Source organism: Halopseudomonas xiamenensis, from assembly GCF_014219065.1.
Taxonomy (GTDB): Bacteria; Pseudomonadota; Gammaproteobacteria; order Pseudomonadales; family Pseudomonadaceae; genus Halopseudomonas; species Halopseudomonas xiamenensis.
Genome location: NZ_JACLGO010000033.1, coordinates 1 through 24680, shown reverse-complemented (window position 1 = coordinate 24680; position 24680 = coordinate 1). Strand labels below are relative to the sequence as shown.

23 protein-coding genes and 1 other RNA gene are annotated in these 24680 nt (G+C 64.6%); 5 read left to right on the top strand and 19 right to left on the bottom strand.

Going from position 1 to position 24680, the window contains the following annotated elements:
- Window positions 1-105: 105 nt before the first annotated feature.
- Window positions 106-1041 carry a M23 family metallopeptidase gene (locus H6X51_RS17430; protein WP_185268742.1) on the bottom strand — a complete coding sequence of 312 codons (936 nt, stop codon included), beginning with the start codon at window positions 1039-1041 and terminating at the stop codon, window positions 106-108.
- An 82-nt stretch (window positions 1042-1123) separates the two neighbouring features.
- On the opposite strand from H6X51_RS17430, the gene H6X51_RS17425 reads away from it, so the two are divergent.
- Complete coding sequence (locus tag H6X51_RS17425; RefSeq protein WP_185268741.1) at window positions 1124-1579, top strand: DUF721 domain-containing protein; 456 nt, start codon at window positions 1124-1126, stop codon at window positions 1577-1579.
- 85 nt (window positions 1580-1664) lie between these two features.
- Here the strand turns inward: H6X51_RS17425 and lpxC are convergent, their stop codons facing one another.
- From lpxC to rsmI, 18 genes are all read right to left on the bottom strand, one after another.
- Window positions 1665-2576, bottom strand: a complete 912-nt coding sequence (gene lpxC, locus H6X51_RS17420; RefSeq protein ID WP_185268740.1) for a UDP-3-O-acyl-N-acetylglucosamine deacetylase — start codon at window positions 2574-2576, stop codon at window positions 1665-1667.
- Between the two features lie 112 nt (window positions 2577-2688).
- Window positions 2689-3861 carry a cell division protein FtsZ gene (ftsZ, locus tag H6X51_RS17415; protein WP_185268739.1) on the bottom strand — a complete coding sequence of 391 codons (1173 nt, stop codon included), beginning with the start codon at window positions 3859-3861 and terminating at the stop codon, window positions 2689-2691.
- Between the two features lie 99 nt (window positions 3862-3960).
- Window positions 3961-5193, bottom strand: a complete 1233-nt coding sequence (ftsA, locus tag H6X51_RS17410; RefSeq protein ID WP_185268738.1) for a cell division protein FtsA — start codon at window positions 5191-5193, stop codon at window positions 3961-3963.
- 2 nt (window positions 5194-5195) lie between these two features.
- Window positions 5196-6059: a cell division protein FtsQ/DivIB gene (locus H6X51_RS17405; RefSeq protein WP_185268737.1), complete on the bottom strand. Its 864-nt coding sequence runs from the start codon at window positions 6057-6059 to the stop codon at window positions 5196-5198.
- 9 nt (window positions 6060-6068) lie between these two features.
- On the bottom strand, window positions 6069-6986 hold the full coding sequence (locus tag H6X51_RS17400) for a D-alanine--D-alanine ligase (RefSeq protein ID WP_185268736.1): 918 nt from the start codon (window positions 6984-6986) through the stop codon (window positions 6069-6071).
- Window positions 6986-8404, bottom strand: coding sequence for a UDP-N-acetylmuramate--L-alanine ligase (gene murC / locus H6X51_RS17395; protein WP_221627411.1), 1419 nt, complete (start codon window positions 8402-8404; stop codon window positions 6986-6988). Before murC ends, H6X51_RS17400 begins: the two co-directional genes overlap by 1 nt.
- Before the next feature lie 34 nt (window positions 8405-8438).
- Window positions 8439-9512 carry an undecaprenyldiphospho-muramoylpentapeptide beta-N-acetylglucosaminyltransferase gene (murG, locus tag H6X51_RS17390; RefSeq protein ID WP_185268734.1) on the bottom strand — a complete coding sequence of 358 codons (1074 nt, stop codon included), beginning with the start codon at window positions 9510-9512 and terminating at the stop codon, window positions 8439-8441.
- Complete coding sequence (ftsW, locus tag H6X51_RS17385; protein ID WP_407925987.1) at window positions 9502-10677, bottom strand: putative lipid II flippase FtsW; 1176 nt, start codon at window positions 10675-10677, stop codon at window positions 9502-9504. The genes murG and ftsW overlap by 11 nt, the downstream gene beginning before the upstream one ends.
- Window positions 10677-12026 (bottom strand): UDP-N-acetylmuramoyl-L-alanine--D-glutamate ligase, encoded by a 1350-nt coding sequence (gene murD, locus H6X51_RS17380; protein ID WP_185268732.1) that lies wholly within the window; start codon window positions 12024-12026, stop codon window positions 10677-10679. The genes ftsW and murD overlap by 1 nt, the downstream gene beginning before the upstream one ends.
- A gap of 10 nt (window positions 12027-12036) precedes the next feature.
- Window positions 12037-13119, bottom strand: coding sequence for a phospho-N-acetylmuramoyl-pentapeptide-transferase (mraY, locus tag H6X51_RS17375; protein WP_185268731.1), 1083 nt, complete (start codon window positions 13117-13119; stop codon window positions 12037-12039).
- Complete coding sequence (locus tag H6X51_RS17370; RefSeq protein ID WP_185268730.1) at window positions 13110-14498, bottom strand: UDP-N-acetylmuramoyl-tripeptide--D-alanyl-D-alanine ligase; 1389 nt, start codon at window positions 14496-14498, stop codon at window positions 13110-13112. The genes mraY and H6X51_RS17370 overlap by 10 nt, the downstream gene beginning before the upstream one ends.
- On the bottom strand, window positions 14491-15939 hold the full coding sequence (locus H6X51_RS17365) for a UDP-N-acetylmuramoyl-L-alanyl-D-glutamate--2,6-diaminopimelate ligase (RefSeq protein WP_185268758.1): 1449 nt from the start codon (window positions 15937-15939) through the stop codon (window positions 14491-14493). The genes H6X51_RS17370 and H6X51_RS17365 overlap by 8 nt, the downstream gene beginning before the upstream one ends.
- Window positions 15939-17684: a peptidoglycan D,D-transpeptidase FtsI family protein gene (locus H6X51_RS17360; RefSeq protein ID WP_185268729.1), complete on the bottom strand. Its 1746-nt coding sequence runs from the start codon at window positions 17682-17684 to the stop codon at window positions 15939-15941. Before H6X51_RS17360 ends, H6X51_RS17365 begins: the two co-directional genes overlap by 1 nt.
- Window positions 17681-18001, bottom strand: coding sequence for a cell division protein FtsL (gene ftsL, locus H6X51_RS17355; protein ID WP_185268728.1), 321 nt, complete (start codon window positions 17999-18001; stop codon window positions 17681-17683). Before ftsL ends, H6X51_RS17360 begins: the two co-directional genes overlap by 4 nt.
- A complete protein-coding gene (gene rsmH / locus H6X51_RS17350; RefSeq protein ID WP_185268727.1) occupies window positions 18001-18939 on the bottom strand; it encodes a 16S rRNA (cytosine(1402)-N(4))-methyltransferase RsmH in 939 nt (312 codons plus the stop codon). Before rsmH ends, ftsL begins: the two co-directional genes overlap by 1 nt.
- Window positions 18936-19391 (bottom strand): division/cell wall cluster transcriptional repressor MraZ, encoded by a 456-nt coding sequence (gene mraZ, locus H6X51_RS17345; RefSeq protein WP_185268726.1) that lies wholly within the window; start codon window positions 19389-19391, stop codon window positions 18936-18938. The genes rsmH and mraZ overlap by 4 nt, the downstream gene beginning before the upstream one ends.
- Before the next feature lie 295 nt (window positions 19392-19686).
- Window positions 19687-20037, bottom strand: an RNA gene (gene rnpB, locus H6X51_RS17340) — RNase P RNA component class A.
- 97 nt (window positions 20038-20134) lie between these two features.
- Window positions 20135-20980 carry a 16S rRNA (cytidine(1402)-2'-O)-methyltransferase gene (gene rsmI / locus H6X51_RS17335; RefSeq protein ID WP_185268725.1) on the bottom strand — a complete coding sequence of 282 codons (846 nt, stop codon included), beginning with the start codon at window positions 20978-20980 and terminating at the stop codon, window positions 20135-20137.
- Window positions 20981-21154: 174 nt separating this feature from the next.
- Here rsmI and H6X51_RS17330 point away from each other — a divergent pair, with 174 nt between their 5' ends.
- The 4 genes from H6X51_RS17330 to H6X51_RS17315 are packed head-to-tail and all read left to right on the top strand — an operon-like array spanning window position 21155 to window position 24547.
- A complete protein-coding gene (locus H6X51_RS17330; RefSeq protein ID WP_185268724.1) occupies window positions 21155-23002 on the top strand; it encodes a penicillin-binding protein activator in 1848 nt (615 codons plus the stop codon).
- Complete coding sequence (locus H6X51_RS17325) at window positions 23002-23376, top strand: YraN family protein (protein ID WP_185268723.1); 375 nt, start codon at window positions 23002-23004, stop codon at window positions 23374-23376. The genes H6X51_RS17330 and H6X51_RS17325 overlap by 1 nt, the downstream gene beginning before the upstream one ends.
- Window positions 23377-23390: 14 nt before the next feature.
- Window positions 23391-23984: a phosphoheptose isomerase gene (locus H6X51_RS17320; protein WP_185268722.1), complete on the top strand. Its 594-nt coding sequence runs from the start codon at window positions 23391-23393 to the stop codon at window positions 23982-23984.
- A complete protein-coding gene (locus H6X51_RS17315; RefSeq protein ID WP_185268721.1) occupies window positions 23981-24547 on the top strand; it encodes a BON domain-containing protein in 567 nt (188 codons plus the stop codon). Before H6X51_RS17320 ends, H6X51_RS17315 begins: the two co-directional genes overlap by 4 nt.
- The last annotated feature ends 133 nt before the right edge of the window (window positions 24548-24680 follow it).

Here is a 24680-nt window from a genome sequence, read left to right as displayed (position 1 = left end):
AAAGTCTCGAGACAATAAACCGTGGTGACTCTGAGGGGGAGGCAGGTCGGGACAGCGATGATCCATGCTCCGCCGAAGCGGAGCATGCAAGGAGCGGTGGGTAGATCAATTCAGGGCGAGGAAACGGGCCGGATTGATGGCCATGCCGTTGCGGTAGACTTCCAGGTGCAGGTGCGGTCCGGTCGAGCGGCCGGTGGAACCGACGGTGGCGATCTGCTCACCCTTCTTCACCAGGTCGCCCTTCTTCACCTGCAGCTCGTGGGCGTGGGCGTAGCGGGTCTTGTAACCGCCGGCGTGGGTGATCTCGACCATGTTGCCATAGGCGCCACGGCGGCCGGAGAAAGTTACTACGCCAGCCCCCACTGCATGGATTGGCGTCCCACGCGGCGCAGCGAAATCCAACCCTGAGTGAATCGCGATGCGCTTGGTGATCGGGTCGGTACGGCGACCGAAACCGGAAGATATGTAACCGGTCTGCACCGGGGTAAAATCCAGCGCCGCGTTGGCGTCGGTCTTGCGGTTGAGCATCAGCTCCTCGAGCAGGCGCAGCTGCTGGGTGCGATCATCGATGCGTGCGGTCAGCCGGTCGAGCACTACCTGGATATCCGCGCCTTCGTATGCCGCGCTGCTACCCTGCAGTTCCGGACCACCCATGCCGGGATCGGTATTGAAGTCGAACTCGCCATCGGACAGCTCGGCCAGCTCGGTCAGCCGCTCGCCCAGCGCATCAAGACGGGACAGGCGGGTCTGCAGGCGGCCCAGCTGCTGGGTCATGTGCTCCAGCTGTACCTGCGATTCTTCCTTTATATAGTCCGAGCCGGGCTCGTAGCCCTGCATCGACTGTTGCCAGATATGCTCGTAGTCCAGCGCGGCGGTGACATCGTCGGGCGCCTTGCCCGATGCTCCCAGTAGCTGCCAGGTCAGCAACGCCGCGGCGACCGGCATGGCGAGTATGCCCAGCACACCGGCGAGGACCCAGGGTGAACCAAGCGTCAACGCCTTGGTGGCGCCCTGGCGCCCGGTAAGAATGATGATGTTCACTTGAAAGATCCCCAAAAACGTTCCTGCGGTTCTGCTACGATGACCGCTGTTAAGTCACTCCAGACGGCAGCTCAGAGATTCCATGTCCTTTCATCCCCTGGATGCGCGTCGCCCGGGCGACCTGCTAAGAACCCACTCCACCCTGAAGGGCCTTTTCAACCAGGCTCGGGCTGTCGAACGACTGCAGCTCCTGCTTGAGTCCGTACTGGAACCCGCAGCCCGTGAGCACTGCCGCGCGGCCAGCTATCGAGATGGTCTGTTACGGCTGCTGGTGTCCGACAGTCAATGGGCGACCCGAATCCGTTACCAGCAAAAACGCCTCATCCGACAACTGCAGGCCTACACGGAATTCGCAACCTTAACGAAAATACACTGCAAGGTACAACCGCCATTGGTCAAAAAAGCGCCACCAGTTCGCAAAATGAAGCGGTCAAATGTCGCAGCTGAGAGTTTGAGCGAAACGGCGGAACAAATACGCGACCCGGATTTGCGTTCGGCGCTGGAACGACTGGCAAGGCATCACCGCGGAGAATTCTGAACTCCTGAGATGACAGGCAGGTTGCAACCGCCCGGACAAATAAAAAACGGCCACCGAGGTGGCCGTCAAACGAAACGAGGAAATGTCAGACCGCAGCGGCCGGTCGCATGAAGGAGATGGGTGCGGTTCCGGCATCTTCGAAGGTGACGATTTCCCAGGCATCTGCATTGGCCAGCAGCGCGCGCAACAGCTTGTTGTTGAGTGCATGCCCCGACTTGAAGCCGCGGAATTCACCCACCAGGCTCTTGCCCAGCAGATAGAGGTCACCAATGGCATCGAGAATCTTATGCTTGACGAATTCGTCCTCGTAACGCAGGCCGTCTTCGTTGAGTACGCGATACTCATCCACCACGATGGCATTATCCACGCTGCCACCCAGCGCCAGATTCTGCGAACGCAGGTACTCGATGTCACGCATGAACCCGAAGGTACGTGCGCGACTGACTTCCTTGACGAAGGAAGTGCTGGAGAAATCCACGCTGGCGAACTGGCTCCGGCCACGGAAGACCGGATGATCGAAGTCGATGCCGAACGATACCTTGAACCCCTCGAAGGGGACGAAGGTGGCCGTCTTGCCGTCTTCCTCGACCGTGACTTCACGCTTGATACGAATGAACTGTTTCGGCGCTTCCTGCTCTTCGATGCCCGCTGACTGGATCAGGAACACGAAGGGTCCGGCGCTGCCGTCCATGATCGGCACCTCGGGTGCACTGAGCTCCACCACCGCGTTGTCGATACCCAGGCCGGCCATGGCCGACAGCAGGTGCTCGACGGTATCCACCTTGATGCCATCCTTGATCAGGGTAGTGGACATGGTGGTTTCGCCGACGAACTCCGCACGCGCCGGGATCTCGACCACGGGGTCGAGATCGGTCCGGCGGAACACGATTCCGCTGTCCACAGGCGCCGGTTTCAGCGTGAGATAAACCTTCTCACCCGAATGCAGGCCAACACCGGTGGCCCGGATGATGTTCTTCAGTGTGCGTTGTCTGATCATGCTTGAACTGGCTTCCGCTCTAGTTGCGAATAATTTTCAACAAGTGGCGCACAGCATAGCAAATTTCGCCTTTGTTGAACACTAATCAGCCTTATCAAACCGATTGAATCACTCAATCGGCCTGCCGCCGCAGGAACGCCGGAATATCCAGATAATCCAGATCTTCCGCCGGCTGGCTCAGGCTTGCCGCTGCCGCATGACCGGCACCGGAGTTACGCATCACCGTCGGACGGTCCAGGTCGCGATAGTTCGGCGCGGTGCCGTGTTCCGGCTGACGGGCCGGCTGGGCAGCAGTGGTATTGTCCACCACCTTGACCGGCTTCTCGATACGCGCACCCAGGCCGGTGGCGACTACGGTCACCCGCAGTTCATCACGCAGTTCGGGGTCGATCACGGTGCCGACCACCACGGTGGCGGTTTCCGAAGCGAACTCCTCGACGGTGTTACCGACTTCGGAGAACTCACCCAGCGACAGGTCCGGACCGGCGGTGATGTTCACCAGAATACCGCGTGCGCCCATCAGGTTGACGTCTTCCAGCAGCGGGCTGCGAATCGCCGCTTCGGCTGCTTCACGGGCACGGTTCGCGCCGCTGGCGTGGCCAGTACCCATCATCGCCATGCCCATTTCACTCATCACGGTCTTCACGTCGGCGAAGTCGACGTTGATCATGCCGGGACGGATGATCAGGTCGGCAATGCCCTGTACCGCGCCGAGCAGTACGTCGTTGGCCTTGCTGAACGCGGACAGCAGACTGGCGTCCTTGCCCAGCACAGTGAGCAGCTTCTCGTTGGGGATGGTGATCAGCGAGTCGACATGCTGGCCCAGTTCGCGGATACCCTCTTCGGCGATCTGCATGCGCTTGCGACCTTCGAAGGGGAACGGCTTGGTGACCACGGCCACGGTCAGGATACCCATGTCGCGGGCCACTTCGGCAACGATCGGCGCAGCGCCGGTGCCGGTACCACCGCCCATGCCGGCGGTGATGAAGACCATATCCGAGCCCTGCAGCACCTCGGCGATGCGCTCGCGGTCCTCGATCGCCGCTTCACGGCCGACCAGCGGGTTGGCGCCGGCGCCGAGACCCTTGGTCACCGCCGAACCCAGTTGCAGCACGGTACGCGCGGTCATGTTCTTGAGTGCCTGCGCATCGGTGTTGGCGCAGATGAAGTCGACGCCTTCGACGTTGTTGATCACCATGTGCTGGAGCGCGTTGCCGCCACCACCACCAACGCCGACGACTTTGATTACCGCGTTTTGCGGGAGGTTATCGATCAATTCAAACATGGTCCCATCTCCTCGAGTTCAATACTCGTCTTGTTTCGTTTGTTTCGTTTCGTGGTACTGCCGTCCCGGATGACCCGGATGCCCGCTTCTGCGGGTCTGTTAAAAATTCCCCTTGAACCACCGCTTGACCTTGATCAGCGGCGACTCCCTGCTCTGCTCCGAATGTCCGTGACCTCCGTCGGCATGGTGCTTCATGCCGTAGTGCAGCAACCCGACTCCGGTGGAGTAGATGGGATTGCGCACCACGTCAGCCAGTCCCTTGAATTCCTGCGGTACGCCCAGGCGCACCGGCATATGGAATATCTCTTCGGCCAGCTCGACGGCGCCTTCCATCTTGGCTGTGCCGCCGGTCAGTACGATGCCGGCCGGAATCATGTCTTCATACCCCGAGCGGCGCAGTTCGGCCTGGATCAGGGTGAACAACTCGTCGTACCGCGGCTCGACCACCTCGGCCAGCGCCTGACGCGACAGGTCCCGCGGCGGCCGCTCACCGACGCTGGGTACCTTGATGGTCTCCTCCGGGCCGGCCAGCTTGGCCAGCGCGCAGGCGTAGCGGATCTTGATTTCCTCGGCGTGCTGGGTCGGAGTGCGCAGCGCCATGGCGATATCGTTGGTGACCTGGTCACCGGCGATCGGGATCACCGCGGTATGGCGGATCGCACCCTCGGTGAAGATGGCGATATCGGTGGTACCGCCACCGACATCGACCATGCACACGCCCAGTTCCTTCTCGTCCTCGGTCAGCACCGAGTAGCTGGAGGCCAATTGCTCAAGGATCACGTCCTCGACCTCCAGGCCGCAGCGACGGATGCACTTCTCGATGTTCTGCACCGCATTCATCGCGCAGGTCACCAGGTGCACCTTGGCTTCCAGGCGCACGCCGGACATGCCACGCGGCTCGCGTACGCCTTCCTGGTTATCGATCACGTATTCCTGCGGCAGGATGTGCAGCACCTTCTGGTCGGCGGGAATCGCCACCGCCTGGGCCGCATCCAGCACCCGCTCGATGTCCGCATGCACCACTTCACCCTCACGGATGGCAACGATGCCGTGGGAGTTCATGCTGCGGATGTGATTGCCGGCGATACCGGCGAATACCGAGTGAATCTGGCAGCCGGCCATCAGCTCCGCCTCTTCGATGGCGCGCTGGATGGACTGCACGGTGGACTCGATATTCACCACCACGCCCTTCTTCATCCCCCGGGACGGGTGCGAACCGATGCCGACGATCTCCAGCTCACCGTCAGCACCTATCTCGCCGACCAGCGCGACCACCTTGGAGGTGCCGATGTCCAGCCCGACGATCATCCTGCTACCCTGCTTGCTTGCCATGATTACTCGTTACTCCCCGTTTCAACCGTTGCAGGCTCGCGCCATGCCACTGCCATGCCATTGCTGTAGCGCAGGTCGACCCGCGCTATGAGTTCGCGGCGCTCGGACAACATCAACTTGTCGATGGCCAGGAACCGCTGCATTTTTTCCACCACATCATCGCGTCCCAGCAGGATCTCGATACCCTCGCGGGTAGTCAGGAACCAGCTGCCGCGGTCACGCATTTCCAGTCGCGCCACACCATGGCCGTAGGGCCGCAGCAGTCGGTTGAACTGCTGGTAGGTCTGCATCACCCGCTCCTTGGCGCGCTCCGGCCCGTTCAGCAGCGGCAACCCCTGGAAGCGGTCGATGCGTTCCGGAGTGAAGGCGCGGCCGGCGTTGTTCAGCAGCGCCGCATCACCCCAGCGGGCCACCGGCAGGTGCTCATCCAGGGTGATCACCAACTGGTCCGGCCAGACCCGGGTCACCGCTGCGCCGGCCACCCAGGGCATGCCCAACAGGTCGGCGCGCAGGGCATCCAGATCGATGGTCAGCAGGCTCTCGTCCAGGTACGCGGCGATGGCCTGGTGTACCGAATCCCGGTCGATATACTGCAGGTCGCCCTCGACGCTGATCAGGCTGATCGGACGTTGCGCCAGCGGTTGCAGGCGGTTCGCCAGTTCGTACAGGCCCATGCCCAGTATCACCAGCAGCAGCGGCCAGAGCAGTTGCTGGATGCGTCTGCCCGCACCCTGCCATGACGGCAATGCCAGGCGCGGCCAGCTGCGCGGGGCCGGCGGGGTAACGCGCACGGCGCCGCGGTTCGGCGAGTGGCGCCGCCCCGCAGTCCTGCCTGCACGCTGGTCCCGGATCATCAGCCCCAACATCGTCGTTCCTCAGTAACGGGCACTGGCGAGGATCGCCAGCACCAGATCGGTGAAACTCATACCGGCCGCCGCCGCCGCCATCGGCACCAGGCTGTGGTCGGTCATGCCCGGTGCGGTATTGACTTCCAGCAGATAGAAGCTGCCATCGCTGTCCTGCATCACGTCAACCCGGCCCCAGCCATGACAGCCAACCGCGTTGAAAGCACGCAGGCACAGCTCGGCCAGTTCGGCCTCGCGCTCCGGCGACAGACCGCAGGGGCACTGGTACTGGGTATCGGAGGCCAGGTACTTGGCCTGGTAGTCATAGAAGGTATTCGGCGTGCTCAGGCGGATGGCCGGCAGCACCTTGCCGTCGAGGATGCTGACGGTGAACTCGGCCCCGGTAATCCACTGTTCGACCAGCGCCACGTCATCGTACTTTTGCGCTTCCTTCCAGGCAGCCTGCAGCCCGTCCAGGGATTCCACCTTGGCCATGCCGATACTGGAACCCTCATGGATCGGCTTGATGATCAGCGGGGTGCCCAGTTGCTCGACCACCGAGGCGCATTCCGACTCGTCACGCAGGACCGCATAGGCCGGCGTGGGCAGGCCGAGGCTTTGCCATACCTGCTTGGTGCGGAGCTTGTCCATGGCCAGCGCCGAGGCCATCACGCCGCTGCCGGTGTAGGGCAGGCGCAGGCATTCGAGCAGGCCCTGCAGGCTGCCGTCCTCACCGCCACGGCCATGCAGCGCGATGAACACCCGGTCGGGGCGCTCGGCGATCAGGCGTTCGGCCAGGTCGGCGCCGGCATCGATACCGAAGGCATTCACCCCGGCGCCCTGCAGCGCGGCCAGCACCGCGGCACCGGATTTCAGCGACACTTCGCGTTCGGCGGATGTACCGCCATAGAGCACCGCGACTCGTCCAAAGGCTTTCACGTCGATCATCAGGCCGGATCTCCTTTCTGTTCGTTGCCCAGCCGGGTCAGGGCCTCGGCCAGCTGCGGCGCCAGTCCACCGATATCCCCGGCGCCCTGGGTCAACAGGATGTCGCCGGGCTGCAGCACCGCGCGCAGCAGCGGCATGAGGTCGGCATCACGCGCCACGTACAGCGGGTCGATCTGACCGCGCAGGCGGATGCTGCGGCACAGATGCTTGCTGTCAGCGCCCGGTACCGGCTCCTCGCCGGCGGGGTAGACTTCCATCAGCAGCAATACATTGGTCTCGCCCAGTACCTGCACGAAGTCCTCGTACAGGTCACGGGTACGCGAATAGCGGTGCGGCTGGTAGACCATGACCAGGCGCCGGTCGGGCCAACCGCCGCGCACCGCCTTGATCACCGCGGCTACCTCACGCGGGTGGTGGCCGTAGTCGTCCACCAGCATCACATCGCCCTCTTCGCCCAGCGGGAAGTGACCATGCACCTGGAAGCGCCGGCCGACACCCTCGAAGCTGGTCAGGCCCTTGACAATGGCCTCGTCGCTGACGCCTTCATCGGCGGTCACGGCGATGGTCGCCAGGGCATTGAGCACGTTGTGCACGCCGGGCATGTTGACGTACACGCGCAGCGGCTCATGGCCTTCGCGCAGTACGGTGAAGTGGGTCTGCATGCCGTGCTGCTCGATATCCACGGCGCGGATGTCCGCATCCTCGGACTGACCGTAGGTGATCACCTGGCGGTTGATCTGCGGCAGGATCTCGCGCACCACCGGGTCGTCGATGCACAGCACCGCCAGGCCGTAGAACGGCAGGTTGTGCAGGAAGTCGACGAAGGTGCGCTTGAGGCGATTGAAATCACCCTCGTAGGTGGCCATGTGATCGAAATCGATATTGGTGACGATCGCCGCCATCGGCTGCAGGTGCAGGAAGGAGGCATCGCTTTCATCGGCCTCGGCCACCAGATAGCGACTCTCACCCAGCTGCGCATTGGTGCCGGCGCTGGTCAACCGGCCACCGATGACGAAGGTCGGGCTCAGCCCCTCGGCCGCCAGCACCGAGGCCACCAGGCTGGTGGTGGTGGTCTTGCCGTGGGTGCCGGCCACCGCGATACCGTGGCGGTAGCGCATCAGCTCGGCGAGCATTTCCGCGCGCGGCACCACCGGGATGCGCTTGTCCATGGCCGCGGCCACTTCCGGGTTGCTCGGGTTGATCGCGCTGGACACCACCAGCACATCGGCATTCTGCAGGTTTTCGGCACGATGGCCGATATCCACCCGCGCACCGAAGCTTTCCAGTCGCGCAGTGACCGCAGAACGTTTGAGATCCGAGCCGGATACCTCGTAGCCAAGGTTGAGCAGTACCTCGGCAATGCCGCACATGCCCACGCCGCCAATACCGACGAAATGGATACGGCGGATACGGCGCATTGCCGGCAGGCTGAAGGTCGCCTTGGGACGTTTTTCAATGGTCACGGGCAACCTCCAGGCAGGCGCGAACCACGTCCGCCGTTGCGTCGGGTCTGGCCTGGTTGCGGGCATGTTCTGCCATCAGTCGTACAGTCTCCGGTTGGTTGAACAGGGTTTCGAGGCGCTGCGCCAGCAGTGCCGCGGTAAGCGTCTTTTGCGGCAGCAGCTCGGCGGCGCCGCGGTCGGCCAGGTAGCGCGCATTGGCACTCTGGTGATCGTCGATGGCATGCGGCAGCGGTATCAGCAGCGATGGCCGGCCGGCGGCCGCCAGCTCGGCCACGGTCAGTGCGCCGGCACGGCACACCACCACATCGGCCCAGGCATAGGCCTCGGCCATGTCGGCGATGAAGGCCTGCACTTCGGCGTCGACGCCGGCGCCGACATAACCCTCGCGGGCTTCCTGCAGGTGCTGCTTGCCGCACTGGTGGCGTACCTGCGGACGCTGCGCGGCGGGCAACAGGGCCAGCGCTTCGGGCAGCAGCTTGTTCAGCGGCAGGGCGCCGAGGCTGCCACCAAGGACCAGCAGGCGCGGCTGACGGCGGCCATCCCAGTCCAGCGGCGGCACCTGGAATATCTCCGCACGCACCGGGTTGCCGGTGCTGCGGCGCCGGGCATCGGCGGCAAAGCTGCCCTCGAAACCTTCGCAGCGACGTTGCGCCAGTTTGGCGAGCAAGCGATTGGTGGTACCGACCACCGCGTTCTGTTCGTGGATCACCAGCGGGATGCGCCGCAGCCAGGCAGCCAGGCCGCCGGGACCGGTGACGTAACCACCGGCACCCAGCACGCAGACCGGCTGTAGCTGGCGCACGATTGCCAGCGACTGCCACAGTGCGCGCAACAGCTGCACCGGTGCCTTGAGCAGACCGGCCTTGCCCTTGCCGCGCAGGCCCTGGATATCGATGTAATGCACGGGAATATCCGCCGCCGGGATCAGTTCGGCCTCGATGCCACGGCGGGTACCCAGCCAGTGCACCTCGTAACCCTGCTCACGCAGCAACCGGGCACAGGCCAATGCCGGGAACACATGCCCGCCGGTCCCGCCCGCCATGATCAGCACCTTACTGGCCATTGGCAGCCTCCCGCAGCGCCTGACGGCGCTCCCAGTCGATGCGCAACAGCAGGCCCAGGCTGATACAGCAGACCACCAGCGAGCTGCCACCGTAACTGAGGAATGGCAAGGTCAGCCCCTTGGTCGGCAGCAGGCCGATATTCACCCCGACGTTGATCAATACCTGACCGCACCACATGATCGCCAGGCCATAGGCCAGGTAGGCGGAGAAATAGCGTCCGGCACGCTCGGCCCAGAGACCGATATACAAGGCGCGTACGGCGACGAAGATCAGCAGGGCGAAGGCCGCCAGCGCGCCGATCAACCCCAGCTCCTCGGCCAGCACGGCGAATACGAAGTCGGTATGCGCCTCGGGCAGGTAGAACTGCTTCTGGATACTGTTGCCCAGGCCGGTACCCAGCCACTCGCCGCGACCGAAGGCGATCAGCGCCTGGGTCAGCTGGTAGCCACTGCCATAGGGGTCGTTCCAGGGGTTGAGGAAACCGGTCAGGCGCTGCAGGCGATAGGGCTCGAACAGCACCAGCAGCGCGGCCAGGCCACCGAGCGAGCCGAACAGCAGGGTGAAGCGGAACAGGCCGACGCCGCCGAGGAACAGCATGCCGGTGGCCGCGCCCATCAGCACCACGGTAGCACCGAAGTCCGGCTCGATGATCAGCAGCCAGGCCATAGGGCCGAGCACCATGAACGGCTTGATGAAACCGAACCACTCCTCCTTGACCTCGTCCCGGCGATGCACCAGGTAACCGGCCAGGAACACCACGGCGAACAGCTTGGCCAGCTCCGACGGCTGTACGTTGATCGGGCCGACCGCGATCCAGCGCCAGCTGCCGTTGACCTCACGGCCGATACCCGGGATCAGCACCGCGATCAGCAATGCGAAGCCAAGGAACAGCAGCGGGAAGCGGAACTGCTCCCACAGTCCGACCGGCACCGCCAGGGTCGCCAGCATCGCCAGTACGCCGATGATCATGTACACCAGCTGGCGGTTCATATAATAGAGGGGATTGCCCAGTTGCCCGGCAGCCACTTCCATGGAGGCGGAGGTGACCATCACCAGGCCCAGGCCGAGCAACGCCAGCCCGCCGACCAGCAACGGCAGGTCCATGTCGAAGCGGCGCTCGCCGAACAGCGGCGCCAGTGAACGTTGCACGACGTCGGTCAGGATCATGCCGGCAACCTCCCGACCGCGGCGGCGAACAGCCGGCCACGCTCCTCGAAATTGCGGAACATATCCAGGCTGGCGCAGGCTGGCGACAGCAGCACGGCATCACCCGGCCGGGCCAGCGCAGCGGCGGCGGTGACCGCCTGTTCCAGAGTGTCCACCCGTTGTACCGGCACATGCGCACCCAGCACCTGCTCCAGCAGCGGCGCATCACGGCCCAGCAGCACCACCGCCCGGCAATGGCGAGTGACCGGCGCCACCAGCGCGGAGAAGTCCGCTCCCTTGCCGTCGCCACCGGCGATCAGCACCTGTTTGCCCTGCAGATCGCCGCCCAGGCCCTCGATCGCCGCCAGCGCCGCGCCAACGTTGGTGGCCTTGGAGTCGTCGTAGTAATCCACCCCGGCATATTGGCCCAGCCACTGACAGCGGTGCGGCAGGCCGGCAAATTCGCGCAGCGCCTGCAGCATCACCGGCATCGGCAGCCCGACGGCGTGACCCAGGGCCAGCGCGGCCAGCGCGTTGGCCTGGTTGTGCGCACCGCGGATCTTCAGTTCGCTGACCGGCAGCAGTGCCTTGAATTCGAAGGCCAGCCACTTCTCGCCGTCCTGCTCGATCAGGCCGAAGCCCTTGAAGTCGGGACGCGACAGGCCGAAGCTCCAGCACGTCAGCTGATCGGCCACCAGCGGCCGGGACAGCGCATCATCACGATTGACCACCACCTGCCGCGCACCGCGGAAGATGCGATGCTTGGCCAGATGATAGGCCGCCAGGTCGGTATAGCGATCCATGTGGTCTTCGCTGATGTTCAGCACGGTGGCCACTTCGGCGTTCAGCGCCTGGGTTGTCTCCAGCTGGAAGCTGGACAGCTCCAGCACATACAGCTCCGGCTGCTGGTCCAGCAGGTCCAGCGCCGGGGTACCGATATTGCCACCGACCGCCACCCGCTTGCCGGCCTGCTCGGCCATGGCGCCCACCAGGGTGGTAACGGTGCTCTTGGCATTGGAGCCGGTGATGGCGACCACAGGTGCGCTGGCCTCGCGGGCGAACAGTTCGATGTCGCCCACCACATTGACCCCGGCCTGCAGCGCGGCCTGGATCGCCGGGGTCGACAGAGCGATACCGGGATTGACGATCAGCTCCCCGGCGCTGCACAGCAGGTCGGCATCCAGCTCGCCCAGGTACAGATCGGCCATGGGCGCGAAACGCTGCAACTGGTCCAGCCCCGGCGGGTTGGCGCGGGTGTCACAGACGGCGAACGGCAAACCACGGCCGGCCAGATACCGGGCAACCGATAAACCGGTTACCCCGAGTCCGACGATGATCCGTTGCTTGTCCGTGGAGATCAGTGACACCTTGTGTTCCTCAACGCAGCTTCAGAGTGGACAGACCGATCAGCACCAGTACCGTGGTGATGATCCAGAACCGCACGATGACCCGAGGCTCGGGCCAGCCCTTCAATTCGAAATGGTGGTGGATCGGCGCCATGCGGAATACCCGGCGGCCGGTCATCTTGAACGAGGCCACCTGCACGATCACCGACAGGGTCTCGACCACGAAGATGCCACCCATGATGAACAGCACTATCTCCTGGCGCACGATCACCGCGATCACGCCCAGTGCCGCGCCCAGCGCCAGCGCACCGACGTCGCCCATGAATACCTGCGCCGGATAGGTGTTGAACCACAGGAAGCCCAGCCCGGCACCGATCAATGCGCCGCAGAAGATCAGCAGCTCGCCCGACCCCTGCACGTAGGGAATCAGCAGGTACTGGGAGAACTGCGCGTTACCGGACAGGTAGGCGAAGATACCCAGGGCGCCACCGACCATCACCGTGGGCATGATCGCCAGGCCGTCCAGGCCGTCGGTCAGGTTGACCGCGTTGCTGGAGCCGACGATGACGAAGTAGGTCAGCACGATGAAGAAGGCGCCAAGCTGGAACTCGACGCTCTTGAAGAACGGCAGGATCAGCGTGGTCTCCACCGGCGTGTCTGCGGCCATGTACAACACCACGGCGGCGACCAGGCCGAACACCGATTGCCAGAAGTACTTCCAGCGCGATGGCAGGCCGCGGGAGTTCTTCTCCACCACCTTGCGATAGTCGTCGACCCAGCCGATGGCGCCGAAGCTGACGGTGACGCCGAGTACCACCCATACATACAGGTTGCTCAGGTCGGCCCACAGCAGGGTGCTGATGGTGATGGCCATGAGGATCAGCGCGCCGCCCATGGTCGGGGTGCCTTTCTTCGACAGGTGCGACTGTGGTCCGTCGTTGCGTACCGCCTGGCCGATCTGGCGCAGTTGCAGGGTGCGAATCATCCAGGGCCCGAGAAACAGCGCCAGCGCCAGGGCGGTGAGCACGCCGAAGATGCCGCGCAGGGTCAGGTACTGGAATACACCGAAGCCGGTGTGAAATTGTTGCAGGTATTGCGCGAGAATCAGCAGCATGTCGGCTTGCCCTCTTCCTGAATTTGCGAGCCTTCCACCAGAGCGGCGACGACCTCTTCCATACCCGCGCTACGCGAGCCTTTGACCAGTACCCGGGTCGCCGGGTCCAGTTCCGTTGCGAGTGCGGCGGCCAGTGCCCTGCGGTCGGTGAAGACCTGGGCGCCGGTGCCGAATTCCTCTGCCGCCAGTGCCGACAGCGGCCCGGTGACATACAGCCCATCCAGGCCGCGGGCCCTGGCATAGGCACCCACATCCCGGTGCGCCTGCTGCTCCAGCGCACCCAGCTCGCCCATGTCGCCGAGCACCAGCAGGCGCCGCCCGTCCAGGTCGGCGAGCACATCGATGGCGGCACGTACCGAGGCCGGGTTGGCGTTGTAGCAGTCATCGATGATCAAGGCACCATTGCGACCGGACAGGCTCTTGCCACGACCGGCCACCGGCTGCAGCGCGCCCAGGCCCTTGGCAATCGCCTGCAGCGGCACCTGCAGGGCCAGCGCCGCGCCGGTGGCGGCCAAGGCATTGGCGACATTGTGCCGGCCCAGCAGGTTGAGCTGCACGGCAATGCTGCCGACCGGGGTCACCAGCTCGAAGCCCGGGCAGCCGCGCTGGTCGTTGCACACCTGTGCGGCGTGCAGCTCGGCGGTGGGGTTGTCGATACTGAAGGCCCAGGCCTTGCGCCGGCCGAGGGTCTGGTACCAGCTTTCGATCCAGGGGCTGTCGAGGTTGATCACGCCCTGGCCGTCGGCGCCGAGCCCGGCAAGAATCTCACCCTTGGCCTCCGCGATCGCCTGCTCGCTGCCGAAGCGGCCGATATGCGCGGTGCCGGCATTGGTCAGCACGCTGACATCCGGCTTGGCCAGGCGCATGCTGTAGGCAATATCACCGATCGCTGCCGCGCCCATTTCCACCACTGCATAGCGGTGCTCCGGCGCCAGTTCGAGCAGCGTCAGTGGTACGCCCAGTTCGTTGTTCAGGTTGCCGCGGGTGGCCAGTACCGCGCCGCACTCGCGCAGGATGGCGGCGAGCATTTCCTTGACAGTGGTCTTGCCACTGGAGCCGGTGATGGCCACCAGCGGCCCGCTGAACGTCGCACGGTTGAGGGCACCCAGTTGACCCAGCGCCAGGGCGCAGTCGCGCACCAGCAGTTGCGGCAGCGGATCGGCGACCGGGCGCTCGACCAGCGCCGCCGCGGCTCCGCGCTCACGCGCCTGGGCAATGAAGTCATGGCCATCCACCCGGCTGCCGGGCAGGGCCACGAACAGACCGCCGGGTTGCACCTGGCGGGCATCGATACTGACGCTGTCGAAGCTGGCATCGCTGCCGTTGAGTGTGGCTGCCAGTGGTTTGAGCAGGTCTGCCAGGTTCATCGCCTCAAGCATGATGACCCTCCCGCTCCTGCAGGGCACGCGCGGCCTGCTCGATATCACTGAAAGGGTGACGCACCCCGTTGATCTCCTGATAGGTTTCATGGCCCTTGCCGGCCAGCAGGATCACATCGTCAGCCGTAGCCTGGGCGATGGTCCGGGTGATGGCCTCGGCACGGTTGGCTATGACTGTGAGCTGTGCGGTGCGTTCAATCCCGGCACAGATTTGCTCGATGATCACGACCGACGGTTCGGTACGCGGATTGTCATCAGTCACCACCAGCAGATCGGCGCCCTGCTCGGCCGCCTTGCCCATCAACGGACGCTTGCCATTGTCCCGGTCACCGCCACAGCCGAACACGCAGATCAGGCGCCCGGCGACGTGCGCACGCAGGGCGGCCAGGGCCTTTTCCAGGGCGTCGGGGGTATGCGCATAATCGATCACCACCAGCGGCTGGCCATGCCCACCCAGGCGTTGCATGCGCCCGGCCGGTGGCAGCAGTTGACCGAGCTGGGCGCTCACCTGGGCCAGTGGCAGTTCCAGGCTCAGCAGCACCCCGGCCACCGCCAGCAGGTTGGACAGGTTGAAGGTGCCGAGCAGCGGGCTGCGCAGCTCGGCGCTGGTACCCTGGGCGTGCAACCGCGCGCTGATGCCCTCGGCATCGAAACGGATGTCGCTGCAGTACAGTTCGGCTGCGCTGTCGCTCAGGCTGTAGCGCAGCAGCGGCAACGGACAGCGATCAGCCAGCTCACGGCCGAAGCCGTCGTCGATATTGATCACCGCGCGCTGTGACTGGTCAAACAGGCGCGCCTTGGCCGCGCCGTAGCTGGCCATGTCACCGTGGTAATCCAGATGATCGCGGCTGAGATTGGTGAACACCGCCACCTCGAAATGCAGGGCCGCGACCCGCCCCTGGTCCAGCGCATGGGAGGACACTTCCATGCTGACCCGTCGGGCGCCCTGGTCACGCAGCGCGGCCAGCTGCTGCTGCACCGCCAGCGCGTCGGGGGTGGTCATGCCATACTCGAACAGCGCACCAGGCATACCGCTGCCCAGGGTGCCTATGACGCCGCAGGGTTGGCGCAGATTGTTCAGCGCCTGGGCCAGCATCTGGCTGACACTGGTCTTGCCGTTGGTCCCGGTGATGCCGATCAGCCCGAGGCTGCTCGCCGGCTCGCCATGGAAGCGCCCGGCGATGGCCGAGAGCTGGGCCGCCAGATGGCCGATAGGCAGCAGCGGCACCGTGGTGGTGCAGGAGAAACCATCGTTGGTTTCGCAGGCGACAGCGGCCGCACCAGCGGCCACCGCCTGCTCGATATGCCGGCGGCCGTCGTGGCGCAGGCCGGGCACAGCGAGAAACAGATTGCCCGGTTGCACCTGGCGGCTGTCCAGCGCCAGGCCGGTGATCTCCACCGGCTCGCCCTGCCATTGCGGGAACAGTTGCTGGAGCTGCATCATCCACGCCCCTCCTGCTTGTCGACCACCGGCAGCTCGACCTGCTGCATCTCGTTCAGGTTGTCCGGGGTGATATTCAGCAGGCGCAGGGCATTGGACATCAGCCCGCCGAACACCGGCGCGGCAACCAGGCCGCCGTAGTAGCCGCCCTTGGTCGGCTCGTCGATGACCACGGCAATCGCCAGCCGCGGATTGCTGCTCGGAGCGAACCCGGCGAACAGCGAGCGGTAGGAATCCTGCTGGTAACCCTTGCTGCCAGTGTTGGTCTTGCGTGCGGTACCGCTCTTGCCGGCGACGTGGTAACCGGGCACCTGGGCACGGAAGGTACCGCCGGGCGCTTCGATGACCTGCTGCAGCATGCCCTGCACGGTCTGTGCGACCTTCTCCGGGATCACCTGCTGCACGCTCGGCTGCTCGGCCAGGCGCAGCAGCGACATCGGCGCCTTGCGCCCGTCATTGGCCAGAATCGCATAGGCCTGGGCCAGCTGTACCGTGGTCACTGATAGTCCATAGCCATAGGACAGGGCCGCGGTCTCGGCCTGACGCCACTCGCGGAAGCTCGGCAGGTTACCTACCCGCTCGCCGGGAAAACCCAGGCCGGTGTACTGGCCAAAACCGATGTTATGCATGGTTTCATGCAGCGCCGGGCCGCCGATATCGAAGGCCACCTTGCTCATGCCGACGTTACTGGACTTGAGCAGGATGCCGGTCAGATCGAGCACGCCACCCGGCGCGCGGGATACGTCGCGGATGGTATAGCGACCGATCTGCAGGGTACCGGGGTAGACGTTGACCTTGTCGGTGGGCGACCACCGACCGGTGGCCAGCGCGGCGCTCATGGAAATCGGCTTGACTGTCGAACCCGGTTCGAAGACATCGATCAACGCGCGGTTGCGCATCATGTCCGGCTGCAGGTTGGCGCGGTTGTTCGGGTTGTAGCTGGGATGGTTGACCATCGCCAGCACCTCACCGGTGCGTACGTCGAGCATGACGATGGAGCCGGCCCGAGCGTCGAACTCCTGCAAGGCTTCGCGCAGTTGACGGTGGGCCAGATACTGCAGGCGCAGGTCGATGGACAGGGCCAGGTCGTTGCCCGGGCGTGCATTGCTGACCACCTGCACGTCCTTGATCAATCGCCCACGCCGATCCTGCAGCACCTGGCGCTTGCCGGGCACGCCTTCCAGCCAGTGGTCATAGGCCAGCTCGATGCCTTCCTGGCCCTTCTCGTCGACGTTGGTGAAACCGACCAGATGCGCTGCCACGTCACCGGCCGGATAGAAGCGGCGATACTCCTCGATGCTGTAGACACCCGGTACCTTGAGCGCCATGACCACCTCACCATCGGCCGGGACCATACGCCGGCGCAGATAGATGAACTCCTTGTCGGCATTGGCCCTGAGCCGCTGGCTGAAGGTGCTCAGGTCGATACCCAGGGCAGCGGCCAGTTTCGGCCAGTGGTCCTGCTGGCTGATCAGTTGCGAAGGGTTGGCCCAGATGGTCAGCACCGGTGTACTGACTGCCAGCGGTTCGCCATTGCGGTCGGTGATCTGCCCGCGGTGGGCGGGGATCGGCACATGCCGCACGCTGCGCTTGTCGCCCTGGTTCTTCAGGAAACCCTCGTCCAGTACATGCAACTCGACGATGCGCCAGGACACGGCAACGCAGCACAGCGCGAGCAGGCCGATGACCAGCCGGAAACGCCAGGGATAGAGACTGCCATTGGGCTTGAAGTTGATTTTCTTCATGGCTGCTGCACCAGGATCACTTCGCTGGCCTCGGGCACACGCATGCCCAGCTGCCGGGTAGCAATGGTCTCGACCCGGCTATGCGCGGTCCAGGTGCTCTGCTCCAGCACCAGCCGGCCCCATTCCGCCTGAGCCTTCTCCCGCTGGGTCATCTCGCCGGCCAGCTCGTTGAGCAACTGGCGACTCCAGTGGGCGCTGTAGGGGACTGCCAGGGCGCTGGCCAGGATCAGCACCCACACCAGCAACAGCCAGCCGCTGCCGGCGGGCAGGCCGGAACGGGTGGGTGCAGCGGCGAGGGCCTGCTCTGGCGTGTCCATCAGCGTTTCTCCGCCACACGCAGCACCGCACTGCGGGCACGCGGGTTGGCAGCCACTTCGGCGGCAGAGGGCTTGATCGCCTTGCCGATGAGCTTGAGGCTGACCTGGATATCGGCATCGCGTACCGGCAGGTCGCGCGGCAGCGGCGCTCCCTTGGCCTCGCGACGCATGAACTGCTTGACCTGACGATCCTCCAGCGAATGAAAACTGATCACCGCCAGCCGTCCGCCCGGGGCCAGCACCTCCAGTGCTGCCTGCAGCCCGGCGCTCAGGTCCTCCAGCTCGCGGTTGATGAAGATGCGGATACCCTGAAACGCACGGGTCGCCGGATGTTTGTGCTTCTCCCAGGCCGGGTTGGCCTGCTTGATCACCTCGGCCAGGTCGGCGGTACGGCTGAACGGCTGTTCGGCGCGCCACTCGACGATGGCGCGGGCCATTCGCCGAGAGAAACGCTCCTCGCCATACTCCCAGAGCACGGTGGCAATATCGGCCTCGGCGGCACTGTTGATCCACTGCGCGGCGCTCTGTCCGACAGCCGGATTCATGCGCATGTCCAGCGGGCCGTCATTGAGGAAACTGAAACCGCGCAGGGGATCATCCAGCTGCGGTGAGGACACGCCCAGGTCCAGCAATACGCCGTCCACCTTGCCATGCAGACCGCGGGCACGTGCCTCCTCGGCCAGCTCGGCAAACGAGCGCTGCACAACGACAAAGCGGCCATCTTCGGCCGCCAGCTGATTTCCGACCCGGATCGCCTCCGGGTCCTTGTCGAAGCCGAGCAGTTGCCCCCCCTCCGACAGCTGCCGGAGGATGGCGCGGCTGTGCCCGCCACGGCCAAAGGTGCCATCTATATAAAGGCCCTGCGGGCGAACCGCCAGCCCTTCCAGCGCTTCGTTCAGCAGTACACTGACATGTTTCAATTCGGTCTGCTGATTCATAGGCTCAACAAGTGCAGTTCCGCCGGCAGCTCGCCAACGTCCTGCTCTTCTTCCAGATAGGCGGTGGTGGTGGCCTGCCAGGCCTCTTCACTCCACAGCTCGAATTTGCTCAGTTGACCCACCAGCATGACCTTCTTGTCCAGGCCGGCGTGATCGCGTAACAGCGGCGGCACGACGAAACGGCCATGGCTGTCGAGTTCTATTTCATTGGCATTACCGATCAGCAGGCGGTTGAGCCGCTTGACCGCCGGGTGCATGTTCGGCGCCTTGCGCAGTTGCTGCTCGACCGCCTCCCATTCATGCAGCGGGTAGATCCACAGGCAGCGTTCCTCCAGGGCAATGGTCGCGACCAGCTGGCCACCACAGGACTCAAGCAGACGGTCGCGATACCGGGCAGGCATCGCGAGTCGCCCCTTGACATCCAGATTGATGGCGCTCGTTCCACGAAACACGTTTTGTTATTCCCCTGATGACCCACTGGTGTGACAACGATTAACCCAAAAAAATCCACTTCTACCCACTTCAACCCACTTTTGCACACTATAGAAAGGCGCCCATACAGCGTCAAGTGAGCAATTCACGGAAAAGCCTTATATGGCGAGGGTTTAGCGACAATCGAAGGGGAAAAGCGGCAGATCAGGAGCAGCCCCGACACAGGAATCGGAAGCAATAACAAGGAGATGCTCAAACAAAGTTAATGTTGAACATGAAGTTGAGATTTTTTTGCCGGGAGCCGACGGGAGGAAAAACAAGAGTTGGCCTGTAAGCCGGGTTCTGTCGAGGACAGTCATTCCTCTGCGACAGCCATCACTGACTGCCTGTAGCAACCTACCCGAACCCAGTGCGGGCCGCACCGAAGGGTTCCTATTTGGTCTTGCTCCGAGTGGGGTTTACCATGCCACGAACTGTTACCAGCCGCGCGGTGCGCTCTTACCGCACCCTTTCACCCTTACCGGCGCTTGCGCGCTTAGGCGGTCTGCTCTCTGCTGCACTTTCCGTAGGCTCGCGCCCCCCAGGCGTTACCTGGCACTCTGCCCTATGGAGCCCGGACTTTCCTCCATATCGCACAAGCGATATAGCGACTGTCCAGCCAACTCTTGCGCACAAGGTTAGCCGGGTTGATGGCCAACGGCAAGCACTGATGCGTCAAGCGCGGGCATTTCTGCCGGACGGACAACCAGTTGGAAAGCCAGTCTCAGCTGCTTTTCGCCAGGGCCAGCTGGTACAGCCGATTCTTCTTCAGGCCGGTGATGCGCGCCGCCAAAGCCGCCGCCTGCTTGACCGGCAACTCCTCCAGCAGCACCTCGAGCACCCGCTCCGCCTCGGGATCGAGGGCGTCCTCATCAGCCACCTGCGGCGCACCTTCGACGATCAGCACGCATTCCCCGCGCTGCTGGTCAGCATCGGCGCGCACCCAGTCGACCAGCTCGCCCAGCGGTGCGCCCTTGATGGTCTCGAAGGTCTTGGTCAGCTCCCGGGCCAGAACCACCTGACGCTCGGCGCCAAGCAGATCGCACAGGTCCTCCAGGCATTCGAGCAGACGGTGCGGCGCCTCGTAGACCATCCAGGTGCGCTGCTCGGCAGCCAACGCATGGATGCGCTGGCGACGACCGTGGGCCTTGGCCGGCAGGAAACCCTCGAAGGCGAACCGGTCCGAGGGCAACCCGGCGGCGCTCAGGCCGGCAATCAATGCGCAGGCACCGGGGACCGGGCAGACCCGCACGCCAGCCTCGCGAGCCTGGCGCACCAGGTGAAAGCCGGGATCGGAAATCAGCGGCGTGCCGGCATCGGAGATCAGCGCCATGTCCTCGCCGGCCAGCAGACGCTCCACCAGCCGCGCACTCTTGTCCCGCTCGTTGTGATCATGGCAGGCGGTGGTCGGCGTGGTCACGCCGAAGTGCTGCAGCAGGCGCGCGCTGTGCCGGGTATCTTCAGCGGCGATCAGGCTGACCGCCTTGAGCACCTCCAGCGCACGCGGCGTCAGATCCTGCAGATTGCCGATCGGCGTGGCAACGACATAAAGGGTACCGGCGGTGGCCATGGCGAATCCTGTGAAGAAGGGACGCTGCATTGTACAGGATGTGACCCAGTTCCAGGCACAGGAGCAACCACGCACATGGCGATGGTGGCGCCCCTTGGTTACAATGCACAGCGTATGGATACTCCGACAACCGCTCGCGCGCCCAGCGCGCCCCAGTCCAAGGTGCCCGCCCTGATGTCCCGCATGATTCGCCTGTCGTTCTCCGGTCTGCTGCTGGCCTCATTGATCGCCGGCTGCTCGTCGCCGCCCCGCCAGCTGTCGGAACTGCCCGCCACCACGGACACACCGGTCGAGCAGATATTGCGCCAGGCCGAACGCCGCTCCGGCGCCGAGGCCAACCTGCTGCGCCTGCACGCCGCGCAGACCGCCTGGAGCCGCAGCCAGCCGGAGCAGGTACGCAGTATCCTGGCACTGATTCCGCAAAGCGAGCTGCCGCTGGACCAGCAGCAGCGCTTCAGCGAACTACAGGCGCGCAGCGAACTGGCGCTGGGCCAACCAGCTGCCGCACTGCGCGCACTGCGCCACCCCTCGCTGGAGCAGTTCGACAGCCTGGCTCCGCAGGCCCAGCTGGATATCCAGTTGCTGCGCGCCGAGACCATGGCCGCCGCCGGCGAGCACCTGAACGCCGCGCAGGAGCGGGTCTTCATTCACGACCTGCTGCCGGCCGCGGCGCAACAGGACAACCTCGCCGCCATCTGGAACGAGCTGAACCAGGTGCCGACCGAGCAATTGCGCGCCGCCAGCACCACCACCAGTGGCGACCTGGCCGGCTGGCTGAGCCTGGCACTGATCCAGCGTGATCATGGCAACCTCGACCTGCAGGTCCATGCCATGCAGCAATGGCAGGCCCGGCACCCCGACCACCCGGCTGCCAGCACACCACCGGAGGGTGTCAGCCGGCTGCTCGAGCTGCATGCCCAGCGCCCCCAGCATATCGCCCTGCTGCTGCCCTTCGACGGCAACCTGTCAGCGGCAGCCGACGCCCTGCGTGATGGCTTCCTGGCAGCGCAGTATCACGCCTACAGCCAGGGTCTGGCGCAGCCGCAGATCAGCCTTTACGACAGCGGCAGCTATGCCGACCTGATGCAGTTCTACCGCCAGGCCCAGGCTGATGGCGTGCAGTGGGTGGTCGGCCCACTGGACCGCCAGCAAGTGGCGTATCTCGCCGGTCTGCCGCAGTTACCACTACCTACCCTGGCATTGAACTATGCGGACAACAGAGCCACACCTCCTGCCGGCCTGTTCCAGTTCGGCCTGGCGCCAGAGGACGAAGCCCGCTCCGCCGCCCTGCGCGCCTGGCAGGATGGTCACCGACGCATGGCCATCCTGGCCAACCGCGACGACTGGGGCGTGCGTGCTGCCCAGGCCTTCGTCGCCCAGTGGCAGGAGCTGGGCGGCACCCTGACCGGCCATGAGGTCATCGACCAGCCAGCCGGCATTTCAGGCCAGGTAGCCAACCTGCTGCGGGTACGCGAGAGCGAGCAGCGCAACCAGGCCCCGGATCAGCTGCCGAACGAGGAGTTGGCAATACAGCCGTCCCCCAGCAGCGGGCTGGATGCGCTGTTTCTCGCCGCCAATCCGCTGCAGGCGCGCCAGATCAAGCCGACCCTGGTGTTCCAGTACGCCGGTGACCTGCCGGTCTATGCGACATCCCACGCCTACCGCCTGTCCCTTGGCGGCGAGCCCAACGCGGATATCGACGACCTGCTGATCGCCGAGATCCCCTGGCTGCTCGACCGCTCCGACAGCCTGTACCAGAGCGTGGTCGACAGCTGGCCTGCCGCCGCCGGCCCCATGGGGCGGCTGTATGCCATGGGCATCGATGCCCAACGTATCTTCACTCGCCTGCTGCAGATGCAGGAACAGCCCGACACCCGCATCGATGGCGCCACCGGTCGCCTGTCGCTGGACCGCGATGGCCGTATTCGTCGCGAACTGTCCTGGGGGCAGATCGTCGATGGCCAGCTGCAACCGCTGCCCTCGCTGCCATCGATCGAAGCAATGGAACCGATGCTGCGCTGATGAGTCCGTGGACTGACAGGCAGCGCACCGGCAACCAGGCCGAACGGGCTGCCGAGCAACTACTGCTGAATGCCGGCCTGCGCCTGCTCGCGCGCAACCATCGCTGCAAACAGGGCGAGCTGGATCTGGTCATGCGCGATGCGGATACAGTAGTATTTGTCGAAGTGCGCTACAGGCGACGAAACCTGTGGGGCGATGCGGCGGAGACCGTGGACTGGCGCAAGCAGAAACGTCTGATCGCCGCCGCCCATCATTATTTGCTGACCCATCCCCACCTGGCCGACCAGCCCTGTCGCTTCGACGTCGTCGCCGCCATCGGCGATCCTGCGGATCCAGCTGCATACCGATGGATCCGAGAAGCTTTCACTTGCTAGCGAGTTCTTCCCCTATGGACATGCAACACCGTATCAGACAGCTGTTCACCGACAGCATCGAAACCAAGACCCGCGCCATGGACGTGCTGGGGCCGAGCATCGAACAGGCCAGCCAGTTGATGGTCAACGCCCTGCTGAGCGAGCGCAAGATCCTCAGCTGCGGCAATGGCGGCTCCGCCGGTGACTCCCAGCACTTCTCCTCGGAACTGCTCAACCGCTTCGAGCGCGAACGTCCCAGCCTGCCGGCCATCGCCCTGACCACCGACAGCTCGACCATCACCTCGATCGCCAACGACTACAGCTATGACGAGGTGTTCTCCAAGCAGATCCGCGCCCTGGGCCAGGCCGGCGATGTGCTGCTGGCCATCTCCACCAGCGGCAACTCCGGCAACGTGCTGCAGGCGATCCAGGCCGCCCATGACCGCGATATGCGCGTGGTCGCCCTGACCGGCCGCGACGGTGGCAGCATGACCTCGCTGCTGCTGCCTGACGATGTCGAGATCCGCGTACCGGCACGCTCCACCGCCCGCATCCAGGAAGTGCACCTGCTGGCCATCCACTGCCTGTGCGATCTGATCGATCGCCAACTGTTCGGGAGCGAGGAATGATCCGCCTGACCGCCCTGCTGCTGACCGTCACCCTGGCCGGCTGCAGCGGTGTACTGACCGCCACCCGGGACACGCCGATGGAGCCGAACTACGGCACCCGCACTCTGGGCAGCAGCATCGACGACCAACTGATCGAAACCCGGGCCGACGTCAACATCGCCAAGGTCGATCCCGCCATGGAGCGCGAAGCGCGCTACAGCGTCACCAGCTACAACGGCGTGGTATTGCTGACCGGCCAGGTGCCACGCGCCGAGCTGATCCAGTTGGCCGGCGATACCGCCAAGCGCGTACAGCGGGTCAAGGTGGTGCATAACGAACTGACGGTAGGCCCCAGGCTGCCGCTACTGGCACGCAACAACGACGCCCTGATCACCTCCAGCGCCAAGACCCGAATGCTGGCCGATAGCAACGTTCCCGGTCGCCGGGTCAAGGTGGTGACCGAGGCCGGTGCGGTATACCTGATGGGACTGGTGACCCATACCGAAGCCAACGCTGCGGTCGCTGCGGTGCAGCAGGTCGGCGGCGTCCAGCGTATCGTCAAGCTGTTCGAATATATCGACTGAGCGGAGCGGCGCTCACTCTCCGGGAGCCTGTGGGAGCCCGCTTCGCGCCGAGGCGGCGCTTGTATGGTTTTCCTGCAGGTCCAAAATGGGACCTGTCAGGGTGGAGGGGCTAGCGTCGCTTCCGACCTTTCGG

Excerpts from the sequence above, each read along its gene's own strand:
- H6X51_RS17360 (WP_185268729.1), bottom strand. The coding sequence starts at position 17,684 with ATGAAGAAAATCAACTTCAAGCCCAATGGCAGTCTCTATCCCTGGCGT.
- H6X51_RS17370 (WP_185268730.1), bottom strand. The coding sequence starts at position 14,498 with ATGCTTGAGGCGATGAACCTGGCAGACCTGCTCAAACCACTGGCAGCC.
- ftsZ (WP_185268739.1), bottom strand. The coding sequence starts at position 3,861 with ATGTTTGAATTGATCGATAACCTCCCGCAAAACGCGGTAATCAAAGTC.
- rsmI (WP_185268725.1), bottom strand. The coding sequence starts at position 20,980 with ATGGCCACCGCCGGTACCCTTTATGTCGTTGCCACGCCGATCGGCAAT.
- ftsL (WP_185268728.1), bottom strand. The coding sequence starts at position 18,001 with ATGGACACGCCAGAGCAGGCCCTCGCCGCTGCACCCACCCGTTCCGGC.
- rsmH (WP_185268727.1), bottom strand. The coding sequence starts at position 18,939 with ATGAATCAGCAGACCGAATTGAAACATGTCAGTGTACTGCTGAACGAA.
- ftsA (WP_185268738.1), bottom strand. The coding sequence starts at position 5,193 with ATGGCAAGCAAGCAGGGTAGCAGGATGATCGTCGGGCTGGACATCGGC.
- murC (WP_221627411.1), bottom strand. The coding sequence starts at position 8,404 with ATGCGCCGTATCCGCCGTATCCATTTCGTCGGTATTGGCGGCGTGGGC.
- H6X51_RS17400 (WP_185268736.1), bottom strand. The coding sequence starts at position 6,986 with ATGATCGACGTGAAAGCCTTTGGACGAGTCGCGGTGCTCTATGGCGGT.
- lpxC (WP_185268740.1), bottom strand. The coding sequence starts at position 2,576 with ATGATCAGACAACGCACACTGAAGAACATCATCCGGGCCACCGGTGTT.
- H6X51_RS17315 (WP_185268721.1), top strand. The coding sequence starts at position 23,981 with ATGATCCGCCTGACCGCCCTGCTGCTGACCGTCACCCTGGCCGGCTGC.
- H6X51_RS17425 (WP_185268741.1), top strand. The coding sequence starts at position 1,124 with ATGTCCTTTCATCCCCTGGATGCGCGTCGCCCGGGCGACCTGCTAAGA.
- H6X51_RS17325 (WP_185268723.1), top strand. The coding sequence starts at position 23,002 with ATGAGTCCGTGGACTGACAGGCAGCGCACCGGCAACCAGGCCGAACGG.
- H6X51_RS17330 (WP_185268724.1), top strand. The coding sequence starts at position 21,155 with ATGTCCCGCATGATTCGCCTGTCGTTCTCCGGTCTGCTGCTGGCCTCA.
- H6X51_RS17405 (WP_185268737.1), bottom strand. The coding sequence starts at position 6,059 with ATGTTGGGGCTGATGATCCGGGACCAGCGTGCAGGCAGGACTGCGGGG.
- H6X51_RS17365 (WP_185268758.1), bottom strand. The coding sequence starts at position 15,939 with ATGCAGCTCCAGCAACTGTTCCCGCAATGGCAGGGCGAGCCGGTGGAG.
- H6X51_RS17320 (WP_185268722.1), top strand. The coding sequence starts at position 23,391 with ATGGACATGCAACACCGTATCAGACAGCTGTTCACCGACAGCATCGAA.
- mraY (WP_185268731.1), bottom strand. The coding sequence starts at position 13,119 with ATGCTGCTGATTCTCGCGCAATACCTGCAACAATTTCACACCGGCTTC.
- murG (WP_185268734.1), bottom strand. The coding sequence starts at position 9,512 with ATGGCCAGTAAGGTGCTGATCATGGCGGGCGGGACCGGCGGGCATGTG.